Raw genomic sequence first — 19,198 nt, forward strand, 5'->3', positions numbered from 1 at the left:
TCATTCCAGAAACGACCAAGGAGGCAGACCGGCCGGCAAGCGTCACGAACAACGCTTAACCGGCCTGCATGCCTCCCTGTTGCGGTTAACCCCAGGCCTTATTTAACCAGCGTGCGCCACTGTGCGTGAGCACTGGTCTGGCCGGTAACCAGGTCAAAGTAAGCCTTCTGCAGCACTTCGGTTACAGGGCCACGACGACCTTCGCCAATCTGGCGACCGTCAACCTCACGAATTGGCGTGACTTCAGCAGCAGTGCCCGTGAAGAACGCCTCATCGGCAATATAGACTTCATCGCGGGTGATACGCTTCTCGACAACCTTGATACCCTGCTCTTCGGCCAAGGTAAGAATGGTGTCGCGGGTAATGCCATTGAGGCATGAAGTCACTTCCGGCGTGTACACCACGCCATTTTTGACCAGGAAGATGTTCTCGCCCGACCCCTCGGCAACATAGCCTTCCGGATCAAGCAGCATCGCTTCATCAGCACCGCCGGAAATGGCTTCTTGCAGCGCCAGCATCGAGTTGATGTAGTTGCCGTTGGCCTTGGCACGTGTCATCGAGATATTGACGTGATGACGGGTAAAGGAGCTGGTACGCACCTTGATACCCACCTGCAAGGCTTCATCACCCATGTAGGCGCCCCAATTCCAGGCCGCGACTATCACTTGGGTTTTCAGGCCGTGAGCACGCAAGCCCATGGCTTCTGATCCGTAAAACACCATGGGCCGGATGTAGGCACTCTCAAGGTTGTTTTCACGTACTGCGGCACGGGTGGCTTCGTTGATCTGCTCTTTGCTGAACGGAATCTTCATGCCCATGATGTGGGCCGAATCAAACAGGCGGTCGGTGTGCGCTTCCAAACGGAAGATCGCGGTGCCTTCAGGGGTGTTGTAGGCACGGACGCCTTCGAAAACACCCATGCCGTAATGCAGCGTGTGGGTCAGCACATGCGTGGTCGCATTGCGCCACGGAACCAGTTCGCCGTCATACCAAATCACGCCATCACGGTCGGCCATCGACATAGTTGCCAGTCCTCAAGTTTGATTCAAACACACCAGCCCAGAGCGTCTCGCGCCCCACAGCCGAGCTAAATTCAGGTTAGACCCAGTACCTGCCAGATTCGCAGGACGCTGCGTCTTTGTTCATGAAACTGATCACCGCTAACCACCCCCGGCTGCTTCTGTAGCGCCTGACGGTGAGCGGCTGAACGGTAAGCCTTGTAGACATCCTGCAACAACAGAACATCGTCTCCAGCCAGGGCGCCGACCTGCTCCAATCCCTCTAATATGCGGATATTGTCGGTAAACTCAAGGAGTTCAGGGTGTTCGTGCGACCATGCCAGAGCCGCGTATTGCACCATAAATTCAATATCGACGATACCTCCAGCATCCTGCTTGAGGTCAAACACCGAATCCGCGCTGAAGGCATTTTCAGCCGTCCCCGCTGCCGTTTTCCGGGTTCCAAGGTTGTCGCGCATCTTCGCACGCATCTCACTGACTTCTGCGCGCAACTTATCCAGATCACGCTTACGCCCCAGAACAGACGCCCTCACCCGCTCAAATTCTGCTGCAACAAGCTTACAGCCAACCAACATACGGGCCCGCACCAGTGCTTGATGCTCCCATGTCCAGGCTTCGTTTTCCTGATAGCGCTCAAATGCACCGAGCGAACTGACCAACAGGCCGGACGCACCAGATGGACGCAGGCGCATATCGACCTCGTAGAGCTGCCCCGAGTTGGTCTGGGTGGTCAGCAGGTGGATGATGCGCTGACCCAGGCGGGTGAAGAATTGCGCGGTATCGATTGACTTGGGACCGTCGGTCTCGGACTGCGGATCACCGTCGTGGATAAACACCAGGTCAAGGTCCGAGGTATGGCCCATTTCAATCCCGCCGACCTTGCCGTAGCCGACAATAATAAAACCCGGATCACAATCGCTGCCATCCACACGCTTGGGCGTGCCGTATTTGGCGCAAGTATGGCGCCATGACAATGCCAGCACCTGGTCAAGAATGGCCTCGGCCAGCCAGGTCAAATAGTCGCTGACCTTCATCAATGGCAAGGTCCCGGTAATTTCAGAAGCCGCAACCCGCAGGCGATGGGCCAGTTTGAAGTGACGCAGGGCTTCCATTTGCTGCTCGAGATCATCCTCAGGTATCCGCGCCAGCCGCTCACGCAACTCGGCCGCAAGTTCAGGCGCCAACGGCGGGTTGAACAGCCGCCCCTCGTTCAGCAGCTCATCAAGCAACAATGGGAAGCGGGTGATCTGCTCGGCAATCCAGGGGCTGCCCGCACACAGGTTGAGCAACCTTTCAAGCGCCCCCGGGTTTTCGCTGAGCAACACCAAATAGGCAGAGCGCCGCGCCACGGCCTCGATCAGCGGCAGCACCCGCTCCATCACCAAGTCCGGGTTGTCGTGCTCGACCGCCTGTGCCAGCAGCCTGGGGATAAAGGCATCCAGGCGCTCGCGCCCCAAGCGCTGCATGGCGCGAACCTGGTTGCCGGTGCGCAGATCCACCAGGCGTCGCCACGCCGCCTGGGCGTCACTGAAGCCAGCGTCGGTCAGTTGCCGACAGGCCGATTCCTCGTCCTGCACGTCATCCCACAACGGCATCCACTCGCAGCCGACCACTTCAGTGGCGTCGGCGGCATTCTCATCTTCATCGGGGTCAGCGATGACCTGGCGGAAGTGCCAGTCGACCCGGCCCCGCCAGTACATCAACTGCTGGTGGAATGCATCCCAGTCGTCGAAACCCAGCATCAGCGCCACGCGCTGCTTGTCCTGCTGGTTGTCGGGCAGCATCTGCGTCTGCCGGTCGTCAATCGCCTGCAACGCATGTTCGGTGTAGCGCAGGAACTCATAACCCTGGCGCAGTTCATCGGTTACCGCAGCCGGCAGATACCCCTGACCCTCAAGCGTTGCCAGCACGCTGAGCAACGGCCGCTGCTGCAAGCTCAGGTCACGCCCGCCATGAATCAACTGGAACGCCTGGGCAATAAACTCGACTTCACGAATACCGCCGGAACCAAGCTTGATATTTGCCGCCATGCCCTTGCGGCGCACTTCCTGCTGGATCAACTGCTTCATGTTGCGCAGCGCTTCGATCGCCGAAAAATCCAGGTAGCGCCGGTAGACAAAGGGACGCAGCATTTCCAGCAACTCGGCGCCCTTGGCCTGATCACCCCCGACCACCCGCGCCTTGATCATGGCGTAGCGTTCCCAGTCACGCCCCTGATCCTGGTAATACTGCTCCAGCGCATTGAAGCTGAACACCAGCGAACCCGAAGACCCGTAAGGACGCAGGCGCATATCGGTACGAAATACAAAGCCGTCAACGGTGATCACATCCAGGGCCTTGATCAACCGCTGGCCCAGGCGAATGAAGAACTCCTGGTTATCCAGCGGCCGCTTGACGCCTTCTGTCTCGCCGCCTTCGGGATAGCCAAAGATCAGGTCGATATCGGATGACAGATTAAGCTCATGGGCGCCGAGCTTGCCCATGCCGAGAATGACCATGTGTTGCGTCTCGCCCGTTCGTCGCCCGACTGGCGTGCCGAACTGCTCGCAGTGGCGCGGGTACAACCAATGGTAGGCCAGGTCGATGCTGGAATCGGCCAGGTCGGAAAGGTCGCGGCAGGTTTCGCGCAAGTCCGCCAGACGATTGATATCACGCCAGATGATGCGCACCTGCTGACGATTGCGAAAACGCCGCAAGCCGCTCGACATCCCATCTTCGTCGGCGCACTGATCGAGCACGCCAGCCAACTGCCCGCGCAACTCGCCTGGCGCAAGCGCAGCTTGCAACTCGCCACTGGCTTGCAGATCAAGCAGCATCTGCGGATCGCGCAAAGACTGCTGCAATACAAAATCACTGCACGCACAGACACGCAGCAGCGCCTCCTGATATTCAGCCGGCCAGTTGTCGAACTGGGCACGGGCATCGGCAGAGAGTTCGCTCATGGCACTACACAGCGATTGCTTGGCACTGTTTGCCAGGGCTTGCAAGGTGGCGGGTAAAGCAACCAGCATGGGCAGGCTCATGGTCTATCCTTTTGACAGGCTGCAATCGTGTAAAAAGGCTAAACCCTTGATCTAGAGCGCTTTACACAAGCTGCAACCAAAAAAATTGTAGTTTTGCTACGAAAGATTGTATCCAAAGTGCTGAAATAAACGTCCAAATGTAGTAAAACTACACGGCGCCGGTCCTACCTCCGGTACATCCAAGAATTTTAAATGGCCAGTTTACAAAACCGGCTGTGAATCCTGGCCTCCGATTCTGGAAGCCTTTCCGCCCTGGAGCAAGCCATGCAAGACCTCGATCCCGTCGAAACCCAGGAATGGCTGGACGCACTTGAGTCTGTACTCGACAAAGAAGGCGAAGACCGCGCTCACTACCTGATGACTCGCCTAGGTGAGTTGGCCACCCGCAGTGGTGCGCAACTGCCTTACGCAATCACCACGCCCTACCGCAATACTATCCCGGTAACCCACGAAGCACGCATGCCTGGCGACCTGTTCATGGAACGCCGCATTCGCTCGCTGGTACGCTGGAACGCAATGGCGATGGTGATGCGCACCAACTTGTTCGACCCTGACCTGGGCGGCCACATTTCCAGCTTCGCCTCCAGTGCGACCCTGTATGACATCGGCTTCAACTACTTCTTCCAAGCCCCGACCGAAGAGCACGGCGGCGACCTGATTTACTTCCAGGGCCATGTTGCCCCCGGCATCTACGCCCGCGCATTCATGGAAGGCCGCATCAGCGAAGAGCAAATGGTCAACTTCCGCCAGGAAGTCGACGGCAAGGGCTTATCCTCATACCCGCACCCATGGTTGATGCCTGACTTCTGGCAGTTCCCGACTGTATCGATGGGCCTCGGCCCGATCCAGGCGATCTACCAGGCACGTTTCATGAAGTACCTCGAAGATCGCGGCTTTATCCCTGCAGGTAAGCAGAAAGTCTGGTGCTTCCTCGGCGACGGCGAATGTGACGAGCCGGAATCGCTCGGCGCCATCTCCCTGGCTGGCCGCGAGAAGCTCGACAACCTGATCTTTGTCATCAACTGCAACCTGCAGCGCCTCGACGGCCCGGTTCGCGGCAACGGCAAGATCATCCAGGAACTCGAAGGCGTATTCCGTGGCGCCCAGTGGAATGTGAACAAAGTGGTTTGGGGCCGTTTCTGGGACCCGCTGCTGGCCAAGGACACCGACGGCATTCTGCAGCGCCGCATGGATGAAGTGATCGACGGTGAATACCAGAACTACAAGGCCAAAGACGGCGCCTTCGTTCGCGAACACTTCTTCAACTCCCCAGAACTCAAGGCGATGGTCGCTGACCTCTCCGACGACGAGATCTGGAAGCTCAACCGTGGCGGCCACGACCCGTACAAGGTCTATGCCGCGTACCACGATGCGGTCAACCACAAAGGTCAGCCGACCGTGGTTCTGGCCAAGACCATCAAGGGTTACGGCACAGGCGCAGGCGAAGCGAAGAACACAGCGCACAACACCAAGAAAGTGGATGTTGAAAGCCTGAAGAAATTCCGCGATCGCTTTGACATCCCAGTCAATGACGACCAGCTCGAGAACCTGCCGTTCTTCAAACCTGAAGAAGGCAGCGCCGAGGCCAAGTACCTGCACAAGCGCCGCGAAGCACTGGGCGGTTTCGTACCTCAGCGTCGCGCCAACAGCTTCAATATCCCAACACCACCGCTGGATACGCTCAAAGCGATCCTTGACGGCTCGGGTGACCGTGAAATCTCCACCACCATGGCTTTCGTGCGGATTCTCGCGCAACTGGTCAAGGACAAGGAACTCGGCCAGCGCATCGTTCCGATCATCCCCGACGAAGCCCGTACCTTCGGTATGGAAGGCATGTTCCGCCAGCTTGGCATCTACTCATCCGTAGGCCAGCTGTACGAGCCGGTCGATAAAGACCAGGTGATGTTCTATCGCGAAGACAAGAAAGGCCAGATTCTCGAAGAAGGCATTAACGAAGCAGGCGCGATGTCTTCGTTCATCGCCGCCGGCACCAGCTACAGCTGCCACAACCAGCCGATGCTGCCGTTCTATATCTTCTACTCGATGTTTGGCTTCCAGCGCATTGGCGACCTGGCCTGGGCCGCAGGCGACAGCCGCACCCGTGGCTTCCTGATCGGCGGTACCGCTGGGCGCACCACGCTGAACGGCGAAGGCCTGCAGCACGAAGATGGCCACAGCCACATCATGGCGGCGACCATCCCGAACTGCCGCACGTTCGACCCAACCTACGGCTACGAGCTGGCGGTGATCATTCGTGAAGGCACGCGCCTGATGATGGAAGAGCAACAGAACATCTTCTATTACATCACCGTGATGAACGAAGCCTACCAGCAGCCAGCAATGCCTGAAGGTGCCGAAGAAGGCATCATCAAGGGCATGTACCTGCTCGAAGAAGACACCAAGGAAGCCGCCCACCACGTGCAGCTTCTCGGTTCCGGCACCATCTTGCGCGAAGTGCGCGAAGCCGCGAAGATCCTGCGTGACGAATTCAATGTCGCCTCTGACGTGTGGAGCGTTACCAGCTTCAACGAACTGCGCCGCGATGGCCTGGCTGTGGAGCGTCGCAACCGCCTGCACCCAGAACAGAAACCTGAGCAAACCTACGTTGAGCAGTGCCTGAGCGGGCGTAAAGGCCCGGTTATCGCCAGCACCGACTACATGAAGCTGTTTGCTGACCAGATTCGCCAGTGGGTTCCAAGCAAAGAGTACAAAGTCCTGGGCACTGACGGCTTTGGCCGCAGTGACAGCCGCAAGAAGCTGCGTCACTTCTTCGAAGTTGACCGTCACTTCGTCGTGCTGGCCGCGCTTGAAGCCTTGGCTGATCGCGGTGATATCGAACCTAAGGTAGTGGCTGAAGCCATCGCCAAGTTCGGCATCAACCCAGAAAAACTCAACCCACTGGACTGCTAAGGAGCGAAACGATGAGTGAATTGATTCGCGTACCCGACATCGGCAGTGGTGAGGGTGAAGTAATTGAGTTGTTCGTTAAGGTCGGCGACACCATTGAAGCCGAACAAAGCCTGCTGACCCTTGAGTCTGACAAGGCCAGCATGGAGATCCCGGCGCCTAAGGCCGGGGTCGTCAAAAGCATCAAGGTCAAGCTCGGCGACACCCTGAAAGAAGGTGACGAACTGCTTGAACTCGAAGTTGCGGGCGAAAGCGCAGCAGCCGAGCCTGAGAAAAAGCCTGAACCCGAGGCAGAAAAAGCCCCGGCGCCAAAAGCCGAAGCAGCCCCGACGCCAGCCGCCCAAGGTAGCTCAAGCATCGAGGAAGTGCGTATTCCGGACACAGGTTCGGATGCCAAGGGCAAGATCATTGAGATCTTCGTCAAGGCTGGCGACACCATCGAAGTTGATCAATCCTTGATCACCCTCGAATCGGACAAGGCCAGCTTTGAAGTGCCATCCCCTGCAGCGGGCGTGGTTGAAAGCGTCGAAGTCAAACTTGACGACGAGGCCGGCACTGGCGACCTGATCCTCAAGCTCAAGGTTGCTGGCTCTGGCTCGGCACCGGCGGCTAAAGAAGAATCCGCCCCGGCGCCGGCTAAAGCAGCACCTGCAGCGGCCGCACCGGCTCCAGCCAAGGGCGCTTCGATTGAAGAAGTGCGCATCCCTGACACCGGCTCGGATGCCAAAGGCAAAGTCATCGAACTGTTCGTCAAGGCTGGCGACACCATCGAAGTTGATCAGTCCCTGCTCACCCTTGAGTCGGACAAAGCCAGCTTTGAAGTGCCATCTCCCGCAGCTGGCGTGGTTGAAAGCGTCGAGATCAAGCTGGACGACGAAGCCGGTACTGGCGACCTGATCCTCAAGCTCAAGGTTGCTGGCAGCGCCCCTGCCGAAGCCGCACCTGCCCAGGCGCCAGCCAAAGCAGAAGCAGCACCTCAAGCACCGGAAAAAGCTCCAGCTCCGGCTGCAGCAGCCAGCTCGGCCCCAGTGACCAGCGGCAAGGTTCACGCCGGCCCTGCTGTTCGCCAACTGGCGCGCGAGTTTGGCGTTGACCTGGCAGATGTACCGGGCAGCGGCCCGAAAGGCCGGATCCTCAAGGAAGACGTGCAGGTATACGTCAAATCCATGATGAACAAGGCCAAGCAGGCACCAGCAGCCACTGGCGCAACAGGCGGCGCAGGCATTCCTCCGGTTCCGGCTGTTGATTTCAGCAAGTTCGGTGAAATCGAAGAAGTGGCGATGACTCGCCTGATGCAGATAGGCGCCGCCAACCTGCACCGTAGCTGGCTGAACGTGCCACACGTCACTCAGTTCGATTCGGCCGACATCACCGAACTGGAAGCCTTCCGTGTTGCGCAGAAAGCGGTTGCCGAGAAAGCCGGGGTCAAGTTGACCGTGCTGCCATTGCTGCTCAAGGCCTGCGCCTTCCTGCTCAAGGAAATGCCCGATTTCTGCAGTTCGCTGGCGCCTAGCGGTAAAGCCTTCATCCGCAAGAAGTACGTGCACATCGGCTTCGCAGTGGACACCCCGGACGGCTTGCTCGTACCGGTTATCCGCGACGTCGACAAAAAGAGCTTGCTGCAACTGGCTGCTGAAGCGGCTGAACTGGCAGATAAGGCGCGCAACAAAAAGTTGTCCCCAGACGCCATGCAGGGTGCCTGCTTCACCATTTCCAGCCTCGGCCACATTGGCGGCACCGGCTTCACGCCGATCGTCAACGCGCCTGAAGTTGCGATCCTTGGTGTCAGCAAGGCGACCATCCAGCCGGTTTGGGATGGCAAGGCCTTCCAGCCAAAACTGATGCTACCGCTGTCGCTGTCCTACGATCACCGTGTGATCAATGGCGCTTCTGCGGCGCGCTTTACCAAGCGTTTAGGCGATGTACTGGGCGATATCCGCACCATGCTCCTGTAACGACTTAGCGATACGTTTCGAGCACGCCACGCTCGCATCCTCAACCCCGCCATTGGCGGGGTTTTTTTATCCTGCTGCGCTGGTGCGTCAACCTTTTTGCACATTGCGAATCAAAAAGCTCATGGCCTTGGCCAGTTCCGCCGCGCCATTGTTATCGCGCACTATGGTTATCATGGCGCTGCCGCTGTGCGGATTATTCAGGGTGCAGCTGATCCCGCTCGTCGGGCAGTCGTAGCGGATATAAGGATCAACCCCAAACACATCGATACGCTGATTACGCACGGCGATATCAGTGCTGCTTTCACCACGGCTTTCCTCACGCAATAGCAACTCGCCCTTGGCGCTGAGCGCAACACTGTATATGAGGTCGCGGCGATCGGCCTGACCGACCTGGTAACCGGCGCGCAGGGCATAGGTCATGAGCAATTTATTGACATGGGCAAGCAGCGCTTTGCGCTCGTCCTGGGTGTTGTAGAGACGCTTTATCTCATGCAGGTAATTGGCTTGCTCAGGACTGCTCAAGCCCGCGGCTGGGTCGGCCGATACAGTGGATGTAGAAACCAAACCGCTGCTGATCAATAAGGCAAAAATTAGTTTTCTTGTCAGTCGCATTTGCATAATGCACCCTTACTTGACGCTATAGTGAATTGGGCAGACTTTCTCGCCCTGCGCAGCATACTGGAAGCAAGCCATTTAATGAGAAGCCATCCCACCGCCGCCAACCAACTGGCGGCCGAGGTTGTGACGCAGTTGCCAGTACCATCACGACTGGGCATGCTGCGTTTCGAACGGATGAATGAGGCCAGTTGGGCCTTGCTGTTTCTTGACCCTTCTTGTGAGCGTCAACTGGGCATTGCTGCGAGCGATTTATGTGCCCTGGTCGAATCACCCTATGCCAGCCTGATGGAGCCAGAAGCGCGCCACTCACTGCACGACCAGATCCAGCAGCAACTGAGCCAGCAACCCCACTATCTCGTGAATTACACCCTGCATACGCCACTGGGCGCGCTTAACCTCATTGAAATGGGCGAGGCGTTCAAGCAGCGTGGGCATAATCTGCTGCGCGGCTACCTGCTGGTAACGGCAACGCGCCAACCGGAGCTGACAGCAGGCGTTCAACCAGGCCCCGCCCATGCGTTGCCAGAACAACTCATGCCGCAGATCGAGGATCCGCTACAACAGAAAAAGCGCACCCTTGCCCAGCAAAAGCTGATCCTGCGCCTGGCCAGCCACATCTATCAGGAAGACGCGCTACAGGATGCAGCCAGGCTGATTACCCAGGCGGCGTGCGAAACCTATGCACTCAAGCGCGCATCCATTTGGCTGGTCAATGGGGAATATTTGCAGTCGGTGACTGTGTATCAGGCTGACACCCAGCAACATCATCAAGAAACGCACCTGAGCCTCAAGCTCTTCTCGAACTACATGAACTTCATGCGTGCAGGGCGCTCGCTGCATATCGAGGATGCACTCAATGATCCGCGAACCATTGAGCTGCAGCACTACCTAAGGCCGCTGAATATTGGCGCCCTGCTGGACGCAGGCATTCGTGTGGACGGTGAAGTCGTGGGCCTTCTGTGCCTCGAACACCTTGGTGGGCCGCGCCAGTGGAAATCCGACGAGATCGCCTTCTGCGGCGAACTGGCTGACCAGTATGCCCAGGTGTTGTCCAACCAGGAACGACGCACGGCGACCCAAGCGCTCTACCTGTTTCAGCGTGCGGTCGAGCAAAGCGCCAGCGCATTTATATTGCTCAACCGCGATGGCCTTGTTGAGTACGTGAACCCGAGCTTTACCGCGATCACCCTGTACAGCGCTGAAGAAGTACAAGGCCGGCTTATTTCCGAGTTACCGGCGCTGGAGAACCTGAGCGAATTGTTATTCAGCAGCCAGTCGGGCCTATCGGGTCATAATAGCTGGCAAGGTGAATTCAAGAGCCGGCGCAAAAACCTTGAGCCCTACTGGAGCCAGCTGTCGATCTCCAAGGTCCATGCCGATGACGGCGCGCTGACCCACTACATCGGTATCTACGAAGACATCACCGAAAGCAAGAGCGCATTGCAGCGCATTGAACGCCTGGCCTTTCGCGATAACCTGACTGGCCTTGGCAATCGCTATTCCTTTATCCGCGCCCTGGAAAAACGCTTTGCGGTGCCCGACAAGACGGGTATCAGCCTGTTGTTGGTGGACATCGACAACTTCAAGCGGATCAACGATAGCCTGGGTCACCAAACCGGCGACAAACTCCTGTCCAGCCTGGCCAAGCGCCTGCGCAACACCCTGAGCCCAGCGGCGATCCTGGCGCGCTTTGCCAGCAATGAATTTGCCATCTTGCTTGATAAGCACGATCTTGATGCAGGGCAAGCCGTGGCCGCGCAGGTTCTGCAAACCTTGGACAAACCACTGTTTGTCGATAACCAACTGATCAGCATTACCGGCTCAATCGGGCTGGCCTGCGCCCCCGCCCATGGCACCGACCCACAAATACTGACCAAGCACGCCGGGCTGGCGCTGCATAAGGCCAAGGCCAACGGCAAGCATCAGGTCTGCGTGTTCACCGAGGCACTGAATGCCGAGGCCGACCATAAGCTCTTTGTCGAAAACAACCTGCGTCGCGCCCTGACGCAGAACGAGCTTGAAGTGTTCTACCAACCCAAACTGTGCCTGAAGACCGGTGCACTGGTGGGTATTGAGGCGCTGCTACGCTGGAATCATCCACAAAAGGGCATGATCAGCCCGGATCACTTCATTGGCGTTGCCGAAGAGACTGGACTGATCATCCCCATTGGCAAATGGGTATTGCGCCAAGCCTGCCGGATGAGTGTGCAACTCGCGGCGGTGGGCATGGGCGCCATTCAGGTCGCGATCAATGTCTCGCCCAAGCAATTTACCGACCCGGACCTGGTCGGCGCGATTCGTACCATTATCGAGGAAGAACAACTCCCGCCTGACCGAGTTGAGCTTGAGCTGACGGAAAGCTTGCTGCTGGAAGCGACCAGCGACACCCGCAGCCAACTTATCGACTTGAAGAAGCTAGGCCTGAGCCTGGCAATGGACGACTTCGGCACAGGTTATTCATCGCTTAGTTATCTGAAGAAATTCCCGATTGATGTGATCAAGATCGACCGCAGTTTCATCAAGGACATCCCGGAGAACCAGGACGACATGGAGATCACCTCGGCAGTGATCGCCATGGCCCACAACCTGAAAATAAAAGTGGTCGCCGAAGGTATTGAAACCAGCGCCCAGTTGAAATTCCTGCGCCGCCAGCACTGCGATATTGGCCAGGGGTTTCTATTCGACAAGGCAATCGCCGGGCGTAACCTGATTGATAGCCTCAAGCGCTATATTCGCAACTGAGTCGACACAAGTCTTCGCCTGGAATTAATGCCAGATGCTCAATACGGGCTGGCCGATTTTGTAACGTCGTCGCACAATGGCGGTCTACCCAGTACATGAAAATGATGTTGAGGAAATGGCTCATGGCTCTGCGTTCGCAAATCCTTGTAAACAAACTAGAACTCCCAACGGCCGAACAGGCATTGCCGGGCCGTGATGTGCCGATGACAGTTCCAGACGCTCACTTCGTCAACGGCAACCCACTCAAGGGCCCATTCCCGCATGGCCTGGAAACAGCCGTGTTTGGCCTTGGCTGCTTCTGGGGAGCGGAGCGCCGCTTCTGGCAACAGCCAGGTGTCTGGAGCACCGCTGTCGGTTATTCAGGCGGCATCACTCCAAACCCGACCTACGAAGAAACCTGCTCCGGCCTGACCGGGCATGCCGAAGTCGTACTGGTGGTTTTCGACCCTCAGATCACCAGCTTTGAGGCCTTGCTCAAGGTGTTCTGGGAAGCGCACAACCCGACCCAAGGCATGCGCCAGGGCAACGACCAAGGTAGCCAGTATCGCTCCGCGATTTACTGCAACAGCGATGAGCAGCTTGCCAAGGCACTTCAAAGCCAGGAGATGTTCCAGGCTGAACTGGACAAGGCCGGCCTGGGCAGCATCACCACTGAAATCGCCAAGACCGGTGATTTCTATTATGCCGAGGCCTATCACCAGCAATACCTGGCAAAAAATCCAAGCGGCTACTGCGGCCTGGGCGGCACCGGAGTATGCCTGCCAGCGTAATTAAGCGTACACAAAAAGGCGGCCTGGTTTCGACCAGGCCGCCTTTTTCATGGATGGCTCAAGCCGAGGTTTTTTCTTCGATCAGCCAGTCCATGCGCCAGCCACCCTGGCTCAGCCCCAGCCGTTCTGCCAACCAGGGCAACAGTTGCTTGAGTTCGTCTTCCAGTCCCCATGGTGGATTGCTGATCACCAGCCCGGAGCCATTCAAACGCAGCGACTCATCGGTTGGGTGCACATACAGCTCAACGCGCAGCAGCTTGGGTGCGCCGCTTTTTTCCAGGTCGCGGTAAAACTTGCGCAGTTGCCGCAAATCCTTGATTGGGTACCAGATCGCAACTATTGCCTGGCGCATGCGTGCAATCGCATCGCCAAGTGACTCGACACAGCGCTCCAGTTCATCGTCTTGCTCAAAGGGGGGATCAATCAGCATCAGCATGCGTTTTTCCTGGGTCGGCAACAACGCACGGGGCACATGCCAACCCTCTCCCAGGTGCACAGCCACACGCCGATCGCCCTTCATGTTCTCCTTGAGCAAGCGCCCGTCTTCCGGGTGTTTCTCATTGAGCTGCAAACGGTCCTGCTCGCGGGAAAGCCTGCGTGCCAGCTCTGGCGAACCTGGGTAATGGCGCAACTCACCTTCTGGATTCATTGCGCGAATCACGCCCAGATAATCAGCAAACGGCTCAGGCACATCCTCGGCCTGCCAAATCTTGGCAATCCCCTCAAGCCATTCACCTGTACGCGACGCCTGGTCCCCTCGCAGATCATACAAACCCACACCTGCATGACTGTCGAGATAGGCAAATGGCGCCTCCTTTCGCGACAACAGGGCAATTATCCGGCATAAAACCAGGTGTTTAAGAACATCGGCGTGGTTGCCGGCGTGATAGGCGTGGCGGTAATTCATGGCAATAGGCTCCTCGAAGCCTTACAGTTTAACTGCTTGGCTGATTTTCGCAGTTGTTGTTTATTCGCACGCTTTCATCATGTTCTACAATTGCCTGCCCGGCGCACTCTCCAGTTAACCCCTGCCTGCAACCAGTATGATTGCAGGTAGCTAATCATTAAGCCTTTGCATGAACTCTCTGCCGCAGCGCCACGTGATCTTGGCCCTACTCGCTGGCGCAAGCGCGCTGGTGGTCGTCCATGGATTGGGCCGCTTTGCCTACACGCCATTGCTGCCCTACCTGATCAGCGATGGCTTGCTGACGCTTGAACAAGGTGCCAGGGTCGCAACCTGGAATTATATTGGCTACCTGATCGGCGCCTTGCTCGCGCTGGTTCTGCATGCGCCATCACGCATGCGTATCGCCCTGCCCCTGGCACTGCTGGCCAATGCCCTGCTGACGCTGGCACAAGTCTATGCAAGCTCGGTTGAAAGCCTGACCTGGTTGCGCCTGGCCAATGGCATCAGTAACGGCGTAGTGTTTGTCCAGGCCCCGGCCTTGGTCCTCGAATGGCTCGCACAGCACCAGCGTACCCGGCTCAGCGGCCTGATCTACCTGGGCCTGGGTGGCGGCCTGCTGCTTTCAAGCGCAACAGTGACCTGGCCACACGCCTGGCTGAGCGGTCCGGATCGCTGGTGGCCAATGGCAATATTGAGCCTGCCGCTGGCGCTATTGAGCATTGGCTTGCTGAGCCGTCTTAAACTGCACGAGCCCGCAGTAAAGGTCCAACAGCACTCTAGCTCCAGCCTGTTCGACCGGGCGAGCACACCGCTGTTTCTCGCCTATACCGGCGCAGGGCTGGGCTACATCCTGCCAATGACGTTTTTACCCTCCCTGGCCAAGGAACAACTGGCGCCGGGCGATCCACTGGTCAACGGCGCATGGTTGTGGACGGCAAGCGCCAGCCTCATATCTATTGCCTTGTGGAATAGCCTGGGCGCACGCATTGGTGATCGCCGAGCCTTGCTGTGCAACTACGCCGCGCAAGGACTGGGGGCCGCAGCGCCAATGCTCTGGCCTGGCTCTGTGGGCATACTGCTTTGCGCTGTGTTAGTCGGCGGCGGCTTTATCGGTACCGTCTTCCTGACCCAACGCCTGGCCCGGCAGCTTCACCCGCACCAGGGGCCTCGCTTGTCTGCAGCGCTTATTGCCTTGTATGGCGCCAGCCAGTTACTTGGTCCCTGGCTGGCAGAGCAAGCGTTGCAGATGGGCGCCACGCTCACCCAATGCTTTGCCATTGGCGCGGCTGCTCTGTTCTGGGGGCTGTGCTGGACATTTGCGATTCCAGGCCGCCAAACAGCCTAGGCAAACGCGAAGGCAACAAGCGATCTAGATTGCCATATGCCCGAACAATCAAGCATGTAGAGCTTTATCACGCCAATGGATAATGCTGGGCAGTGCCGTGGCGCCTGCCTAGACTCGGCGCGACAAACAGGAGGCCTACCATGTCCGAGACTCTGCTTAACGCCCGCAACCTTGCGTTCGAACTTTACGAAGTGCTCGATGCCCAGGCATTGACCCAACGCGAGCGCTTTGCCGAGCACAGCCGTGAAACATTCGACGCGGCAATCGATACGGCCCGCAGCATCGCAGAAAACCTGTTTGCTCCGCATAACCGCAAGAATGATGAGAATGAGCCTGAATACATAGATGGCGCAGCCAAGCTGATCCCGGAAATCAAACCGGCGGTCGATGCCTTCCTTGAGGCTGGATTTCTCAACGCCACCCGCGAGTTTGACGTCGGTGGCATGCAGTTGCCCAACCTGCTATCCCAGGCCTGCTTTGCCCATTTCCAGTCTGCCAATATCGCCACATCGTCCTACGCGATGCTGACCATGGGTGCTGCCAACCTGATCGAAGCCTTCGGCGACGAGGCGCAGAAGAAGCGTTTCCTAGCCCCCATGATTGAAGGGCGCTTTTTCGGCACCATGGCCCTGACCGAGCCCCATGCCGGCTCCTCGCTTTCAGACATCCGCACCCGTGCCGAACCGGCCGCAGATGGCAGCTACCGGCTCAAGGGCAACAAGATATTCATTTCTGGCGGCGATCATCCCTTGTCAGAAAATATCGTGCACATGGTGTTGGCCAAGCTTCCCGACGCGCCCCCCGGCGTGAAAGGGATTTCACTGTTTATCGTGCCCAAGTTCCTGGTTAACGACGACGGCTCGCTCGGCAAGCGCAATGATGTATTGCTGGCAGGGTTGTTCCACAAGATGGGCTGGCGCGGCACCACCTCAACTGCACTCAACTTCGGCGATAATGGCGACTGTGTCGGCTATTTGGTGGGCAAGCCACACCATGGCCTTAGCTACATGTTCCAAATGATGAATGAGGCGCGGATTGGCGTCGGCATGGGCGCGGTCATGCTCGGCTACGCGGGGTATCTGTACTCGCTGGAGTATGCCCGGCAACGCCCGCAAGGGCGCCTGCCGGATGGCAAGGACCCCGCCTCATCACAGGTCGCAATCATTGAGCATGCAGACGTACGCCGCATGCTGCTGACCCAAAAAGCTTACGTCGAGGGTGCTTTCGACCTGGGCCTGTACGCTGCCCGGCTATTCGATGACACCCAGACGCTGGAAACCGAAGAGCAACGCGGCGCCGCCCTGGAGCTGCTGGACCTGCTGACGCCGATTGTCAAGTCATGGCCATCGCAGTATTGCCTCAAGGCCAACGAGCTGGCGATCCAGATCCTCGGCGGCCACGGTTACACCCGTGAATATCCGGTGGAACAGTATTACCGTGACAATCGCCTCAATCCGATTCACGAAGGCACCCATGGCATTCAGTCACTCGACCTGCTGGGCCGCAAGGTCTCGATGAATCAGGGCGCAGCGCTCAAACAGTTGGTCAAGCTGATCCAGCAATGTTGTGAGCGCGCCAGCGCCTACGAGTCGCTGAACAGCCTACGCCTGCCCCTCGAGCAATTGCTGGCAAGGCTGTCCAAGGTGACCCTGGGGCTGCTCGGCGACCTGATGACCGGCAAGGTTAACCAAGGCCTGGCAAACTCGGCCCTGTACCTGAACGTATTCGGCCATGCAGTCATCGGCTGGCGCTGGCTTGAGCAAGCCATACGCGCCGAGCAAGGGCTGGCAAAAGGCAATAGCGCGGACCAGGACTTCTATCAGGGCAAGCTGCAAGCCGCCCGCTACTTCCTCACCTGGGAAGTGCCGAGTTGCCAGCATGAACTGGACATACTCGAAAGCCGCGACGATACCTGCCTGAAGATGCAAGACAACTGGTTCTGACCGACCCCACCTTGCACATGCAATGTGTGCAAGGGGATCTTTTCTTCACCGCGCGCGTCACAGATACCTGGCTGGCCCAGGTAAATCCCCCTGCCAAGCCTCACACATATAACGCCATGTGTTTTTTTAACCACGCGTCAAACTCACAGGTTATTATCTGTGGCACGTGCCATGCATAGGCGCCCAGCCAGTCGATAAAGGAGAGTGCCGCTTTGGATGCCAGTACCATCAACAGTCTGTTCTTGATCGGTGCGTTGCTGGTAGCCATGAGCATCCTGGTGAGTGCGTTTGGCTCGCGTTTCGGCATCCCGATTCTGGTTATATTCCTCGCCGTGGGCATGCTTGCAGGCGTCGACGGTCCTGGCGGCATAAGCTTCTCCAATTACCCGCTGGCCTATCTGGTCGGCAACCTCGCGCTGGCCATTATTTTGCTCGATGGCGGAATGCGAACCCGGGTTTCAAGCTTTCGTGTAGCCCTTTGGCCATCACTCTCGATGGCCACGGTCGGCGTCATGATTACCGCCGGGCTCACCGGCGTGGCAGCTGCATGGCTATTCAAGCTGAGCTGGATGGAAGGCCTGCTTATTGGCGCGATCGTCGGTTCAACCGATGCCGCCGCCGTATTCAGCTTGCTGGGCGGGCGAGGCTTGAACGAACGGGTAAGCTCGACCCTGGAGATTGAGTCGGGCAGCAACGACCCGATGGCGGTATTCCTGACCGTGACCCTGATTGCCATGCTGCAAGCAGGACAAACCGGGTTCAGCTGGGACCTGCTGATCCATCTCGGACTGCAGTTTGGCCTTGGGGCATTTCTCGGCCTGGTCGGGGGCTGGCTGCTGTTGAACCTGATCAACCGCATCACCCTGGCCAATGGCCTGTATCCGTTGCTGGTGGTCAGCGGCGGTCTGATCATCTTTGCCATCACCAACGCCCTGGGCGGCAGCGGTATCCTTGCGGTCTACCTCTGCGGCCTGTTGCTAGGCAACAAGGCTATCCGCTCGCGCCACGGCATCCTGCATATGCTCGACGGCCTGACATGGCTCGCGCAAATCGGCATGTTTCTGGTCCTTGGCTTGCTGGTAACACCCCACGAGCTGCTGAAAATCGCACTCCCTGCACTGGGCTTGGCGCTGTGGATGATTTTTATCGCACGGCCACTTTCGGTCTACCTGGGATTATTGCCCTTCCAGGCCTTCCATGACCGGGAACGCGCATTTATTGCCTGGGTCGGCCTGCGCGGCGCGGTACCCATCATTCTTGCAGTATTCCCACTGATGGCCGGTCTGGAGAATGCCCAGCTGTTCTTCAACGTTGCATTCTTTATCGTCATCGTCTCGCTACTGCTCCAGGGCACCAGCTTGCCACTCGCGGCCAAGTTTCTCCGGGTTACGGTACCGCCCGAGCCAGCGCCCTTTTCACGCTCGGGCCTGGAAATCCACCCGACCAGCCAGTGGGAACTGTTCGTCTACCGCCTCGGTGCCGAGAAATGGTGCATCGGCTCACCGCTGCGTGACCTGAAAATGCCTGAAGGCACCCGGGTTGCGGCACTGTTTCGCGGCAACGAACTACTCCATCCGTCGGGCAGCACCAAGCTGGATGCCGGTGACCTACTCTGCGTCATCGGCCACGCGCACGACCTGGAAGCACTAGGCAAACTGTTCAGCCAAGCCCCAAAACGCGGCCAGGACCTTCGTTTCTTCGGCGATTTTGTCCTCGAAGGCGACGCCGAGGTTGGCGCTGTTGCTGCTCTTTACGGCCTCAAGCTCAATGATTCCGAGGGCGATATGCTGCTCGGTCGTTTCATCGCCCATAAAATCGGCGGTGAACCAGTTATTGGCGATCAGGTCGAATGGCAAGGTTTAACCTGGACAGTCGCTGCTATGGAAGGCAACAAAATCCGTAAGGTTGGCGTTAAATTCCCTGAAGGCAGCCGCCCCGGCCCCGGTCTATTCCTCTAAACTCATTTAAC

At 58.0% G+C, this 19,198-nt stretch carries 11 protein-coding genes; 7 read left to right on the forward strand and 4 right to left on the reverse strand.

The genetic code is table 11. The annotated features are described in order from the left end of the window. Positions 1 to 98: 98 nt before the first annotated feature. On the reverse strand, positions 99 to 1,022 hold the full coding sequence (locus CHB79_RS10665; protein ID WP_010488480.1) for a branched-chain amino acid transaminase: 924 nt from the start codon (positions 1,020 to 1,022) through the stop codon (positions 99 to 101). Between the two features lie 71 nt (positions 1,023 to 1,093). Then, positions 1,094 to 4,042 carry a bifunctional [glutamate--ammonia ligase]-adenylyl-L-tyrosine phosphorylase/[glutamate--ammonia-ligase] adenylyltransferase gene (gene glnE, locus CHB79_RS10670; protein WP_089359835.1) on the reverse strand — a complete coding sequence of 983 codons (2,949 nt, stop codon included), beginning with the start codon at positions 4,040 to 4,042 and terminating at the stop codon, positions 1,094 to 1,096. A 264-nt stretch (positions 4,043 to 4,306) separates the two neighbouring features. Here glnE and aceE point away from each other — a divergent pair, with 264 nt between their 5' ends. Both aceE and aceF read left to right on the forward strand, forming a co-directional pair. Then, entirely contained in the window at positions 4,307 to 6,952 is a 2,646-nt protein-coding gene (aceE, locus tag CHB79_RS10675; RefSeq protein WP_089359836.1) for a pyruvate dehydrogenase (acetyl-transferring), homodimeric type, read from the forward strand. A gap of 11 nt (positions 6,953 to 6,963) precedes the next feature. After that, positions 6,964 to 8,904, forward strand: a complete 1,941-nt coding sequence (aceF, locus tag CHB79_RS10680; protein WP_089359837.1) for a dihydrolipoyllysine-residue acetyltransferase — start codon at positions 6,964 to 6,966, stop codon at positions 8,902 to 8,904. Positions 8,905 to 8,991: 87 nt separating this feature from the next. Here aceF and CHB79_RS10685 read toward each other — a convergent pair whose 3' ends face one another. Continuing rightward, on the reverse strand, positions 8,992 to 9,522 hold the full coding sequence (locus CHB79_RS10685; RefSeq protein WP_089359838.1) for a hypothetical protein: 531 nt from the start codon (positions 9,520 to 9,522) through the stop codon (positions 8,992 to 8,994). 78 nt (positions 9,523 to 9,600) lie between these two features. Here CHB79_RS10685 and CHB79_RS10690 point away from each other — a divergent pair, with 78 nt between their 5' ends. After that, on the forward strand, positions 9,601 to 12,264 hold the full coding sequence (locus CHB79_RS10690; protein ID WP_089359839.1) for a putative bifunctional diguanylate cyclase/phosphodiesterase: 2,664 nt from the start codon (positions 9,601 to 9,603) through the stop codon (positions 12,262 to 12,264). Positions 12,265 to 12,386: 122 nt separating this feature from the next. Then, complete coding sequence (gene msrA / locus CHB79_RS10695; RefSeq protein WP_089359840.1) at positions 12,387 to 13,034, forward strand: peptide-methionine (S)-S-oxide reductase MsrA; 648 nt, start codon at positions 12,387 to 12,389, stop codon at positions 13,032 to 13,034. Between the two features lie 58 nt (positions 13,035 to 13,092). Here msrA and CHB79_RS10700 read toward each other — a convergent pair whose 3' ends face one another. Next, on the reverse strand, positions 13,093 to 13,941 hold the full coding sequence (locus CHB79_RS10700) for a 23S rRNA (adenine(2030)-N(6))-methyltransferase RlmJ (protein ID WP_089359841.1): 849 nt from the start codon (positions 13,939 to 13,941) through the stop codon (positions 13,093 to 13,095). A gap of 178 nt (positions 13,942 to 14,119) precedes the next feature. Between CHB79_RS10700 and CHB79_RS10705 the strand changes: the two genes are divergently transcribed. The 3 genes from CHB79_RS10705 to CHB79_RS10715 all read left to right on the forward strand — a co-directional run bounded on the left by CHB79_RS10705 (position 14,120) and on the right by CHB79_RS10715 (position 19,187). Further along, complete coding sequence (locus CHB79_RS10705; RefSeq protein ID WP_425439597.1) at positions 14,120 to 15,286, forward strand: YbfB/YjiJ family MFS transporter; 1,167 nt, start codon at positions 14,120 to 14,122, stop codon at positions 15,284 to 15,286. Positions 15,287 to 15,426: 140 nt separating this feature from the next. Beyond that, a complete protein-coding gene (locus tag CHB79_RS10710) occupies positions 15,427 to 17,229 on the forward strand; it encodes an acyl-CoA dehydrogenase (protein ID WP_089359843.1) in 1,803 nt (600 codons plus the stop codon). A 212-nt stretch (positions 17,230 to 17,441) separates the two neighbouring features. Next, entirely contained in the window at positions 17,442 to 19,187 is a 1,746-nt protein-coding gene (locus CHB79_RS10715; RefSeq protein WP_089359844.1) for a potassium/proton antiporter, read from the forward strand. The last annotated feature ends 11 nt before the right edge of the window (positions 19,188 to 19,198 follow it).

The sequence above is a fragment of the Pseudomonas segetis genome (assembly GCF_900188155.1).
Taxonomy (GTDB): Bacteria; Pseudomonadota; Gammaproteobacteria; order Pseudomonadales; family Pseudomonadaceae; genus Aquipseudomonas; species Aquipseudomonas segetis.

Excerpts from the sequence above, each read along its gene's own strand:
- CHB79_RS10685 (WP_089359838.1), bottom strand. The coding sequence starts at position 9,522 with ATGCAAATGCGACTGACAAGAAAACTAATTTTTGCCTTATTGATCAGC.
- msrA (WP_089359840.1), top strand. The coding sequence starts at position 12,387 with ATGGCTCTGCGTTCGCAAATCCTTGTAAACAAACTAGAACTCCCAACG.
- glnE (WP_089359835.1), bottom strand. The coding sequence starts at position 4,042 with ATGAGCCTGCCCATGCTGGTTGCTTTACCCGCCACCTTGCAAGCCCTG.
- CHB79_RS10700 (WP_089359841.1), bottom strand. The coding sequence starts at position 13,941 with ATGAATTACCGCCACGCCTATCACGCCGGCAACCACGCCGATGTTCTT.
- CHB79_RS10665 (WP_010488480.1), bottom strand. The coding sequence starts at position 1,022 with ATGTCGATGGCCGACCGTGATGGCGTGATTTGGTATGACGGCGAACTG.
- aceF (WP_089359837.1), top strand. The coding sequence starts at position 6,964 with ATGAGTGAATTGATTCGCGTACCCGACATCGGCAGTGGTGAGGGTGAA.
- CHB79_RS10690 (WP_089359839.1), top strand. The coding sequence starts at position 9,601 with ATGAGAAGCCATCCCACCGCCGCCAACCAACTGGCGGCCGAGGTTGTG.
- aceE (WP_089359836.1), top strand. The coding sequence starts at position 4,307 with ATGCAAGACCTCGATCCCGTCGAAACCCAGGAATGGCTGGACGCACTT.
- CHB79_RS10710 (WP_089359843.1), top strand. The coding sequence starts at position 15,427 with ATGTCCGAGACTCTGCTTAACGCCCGCAACCTTGCGTTCGAACTTTAC.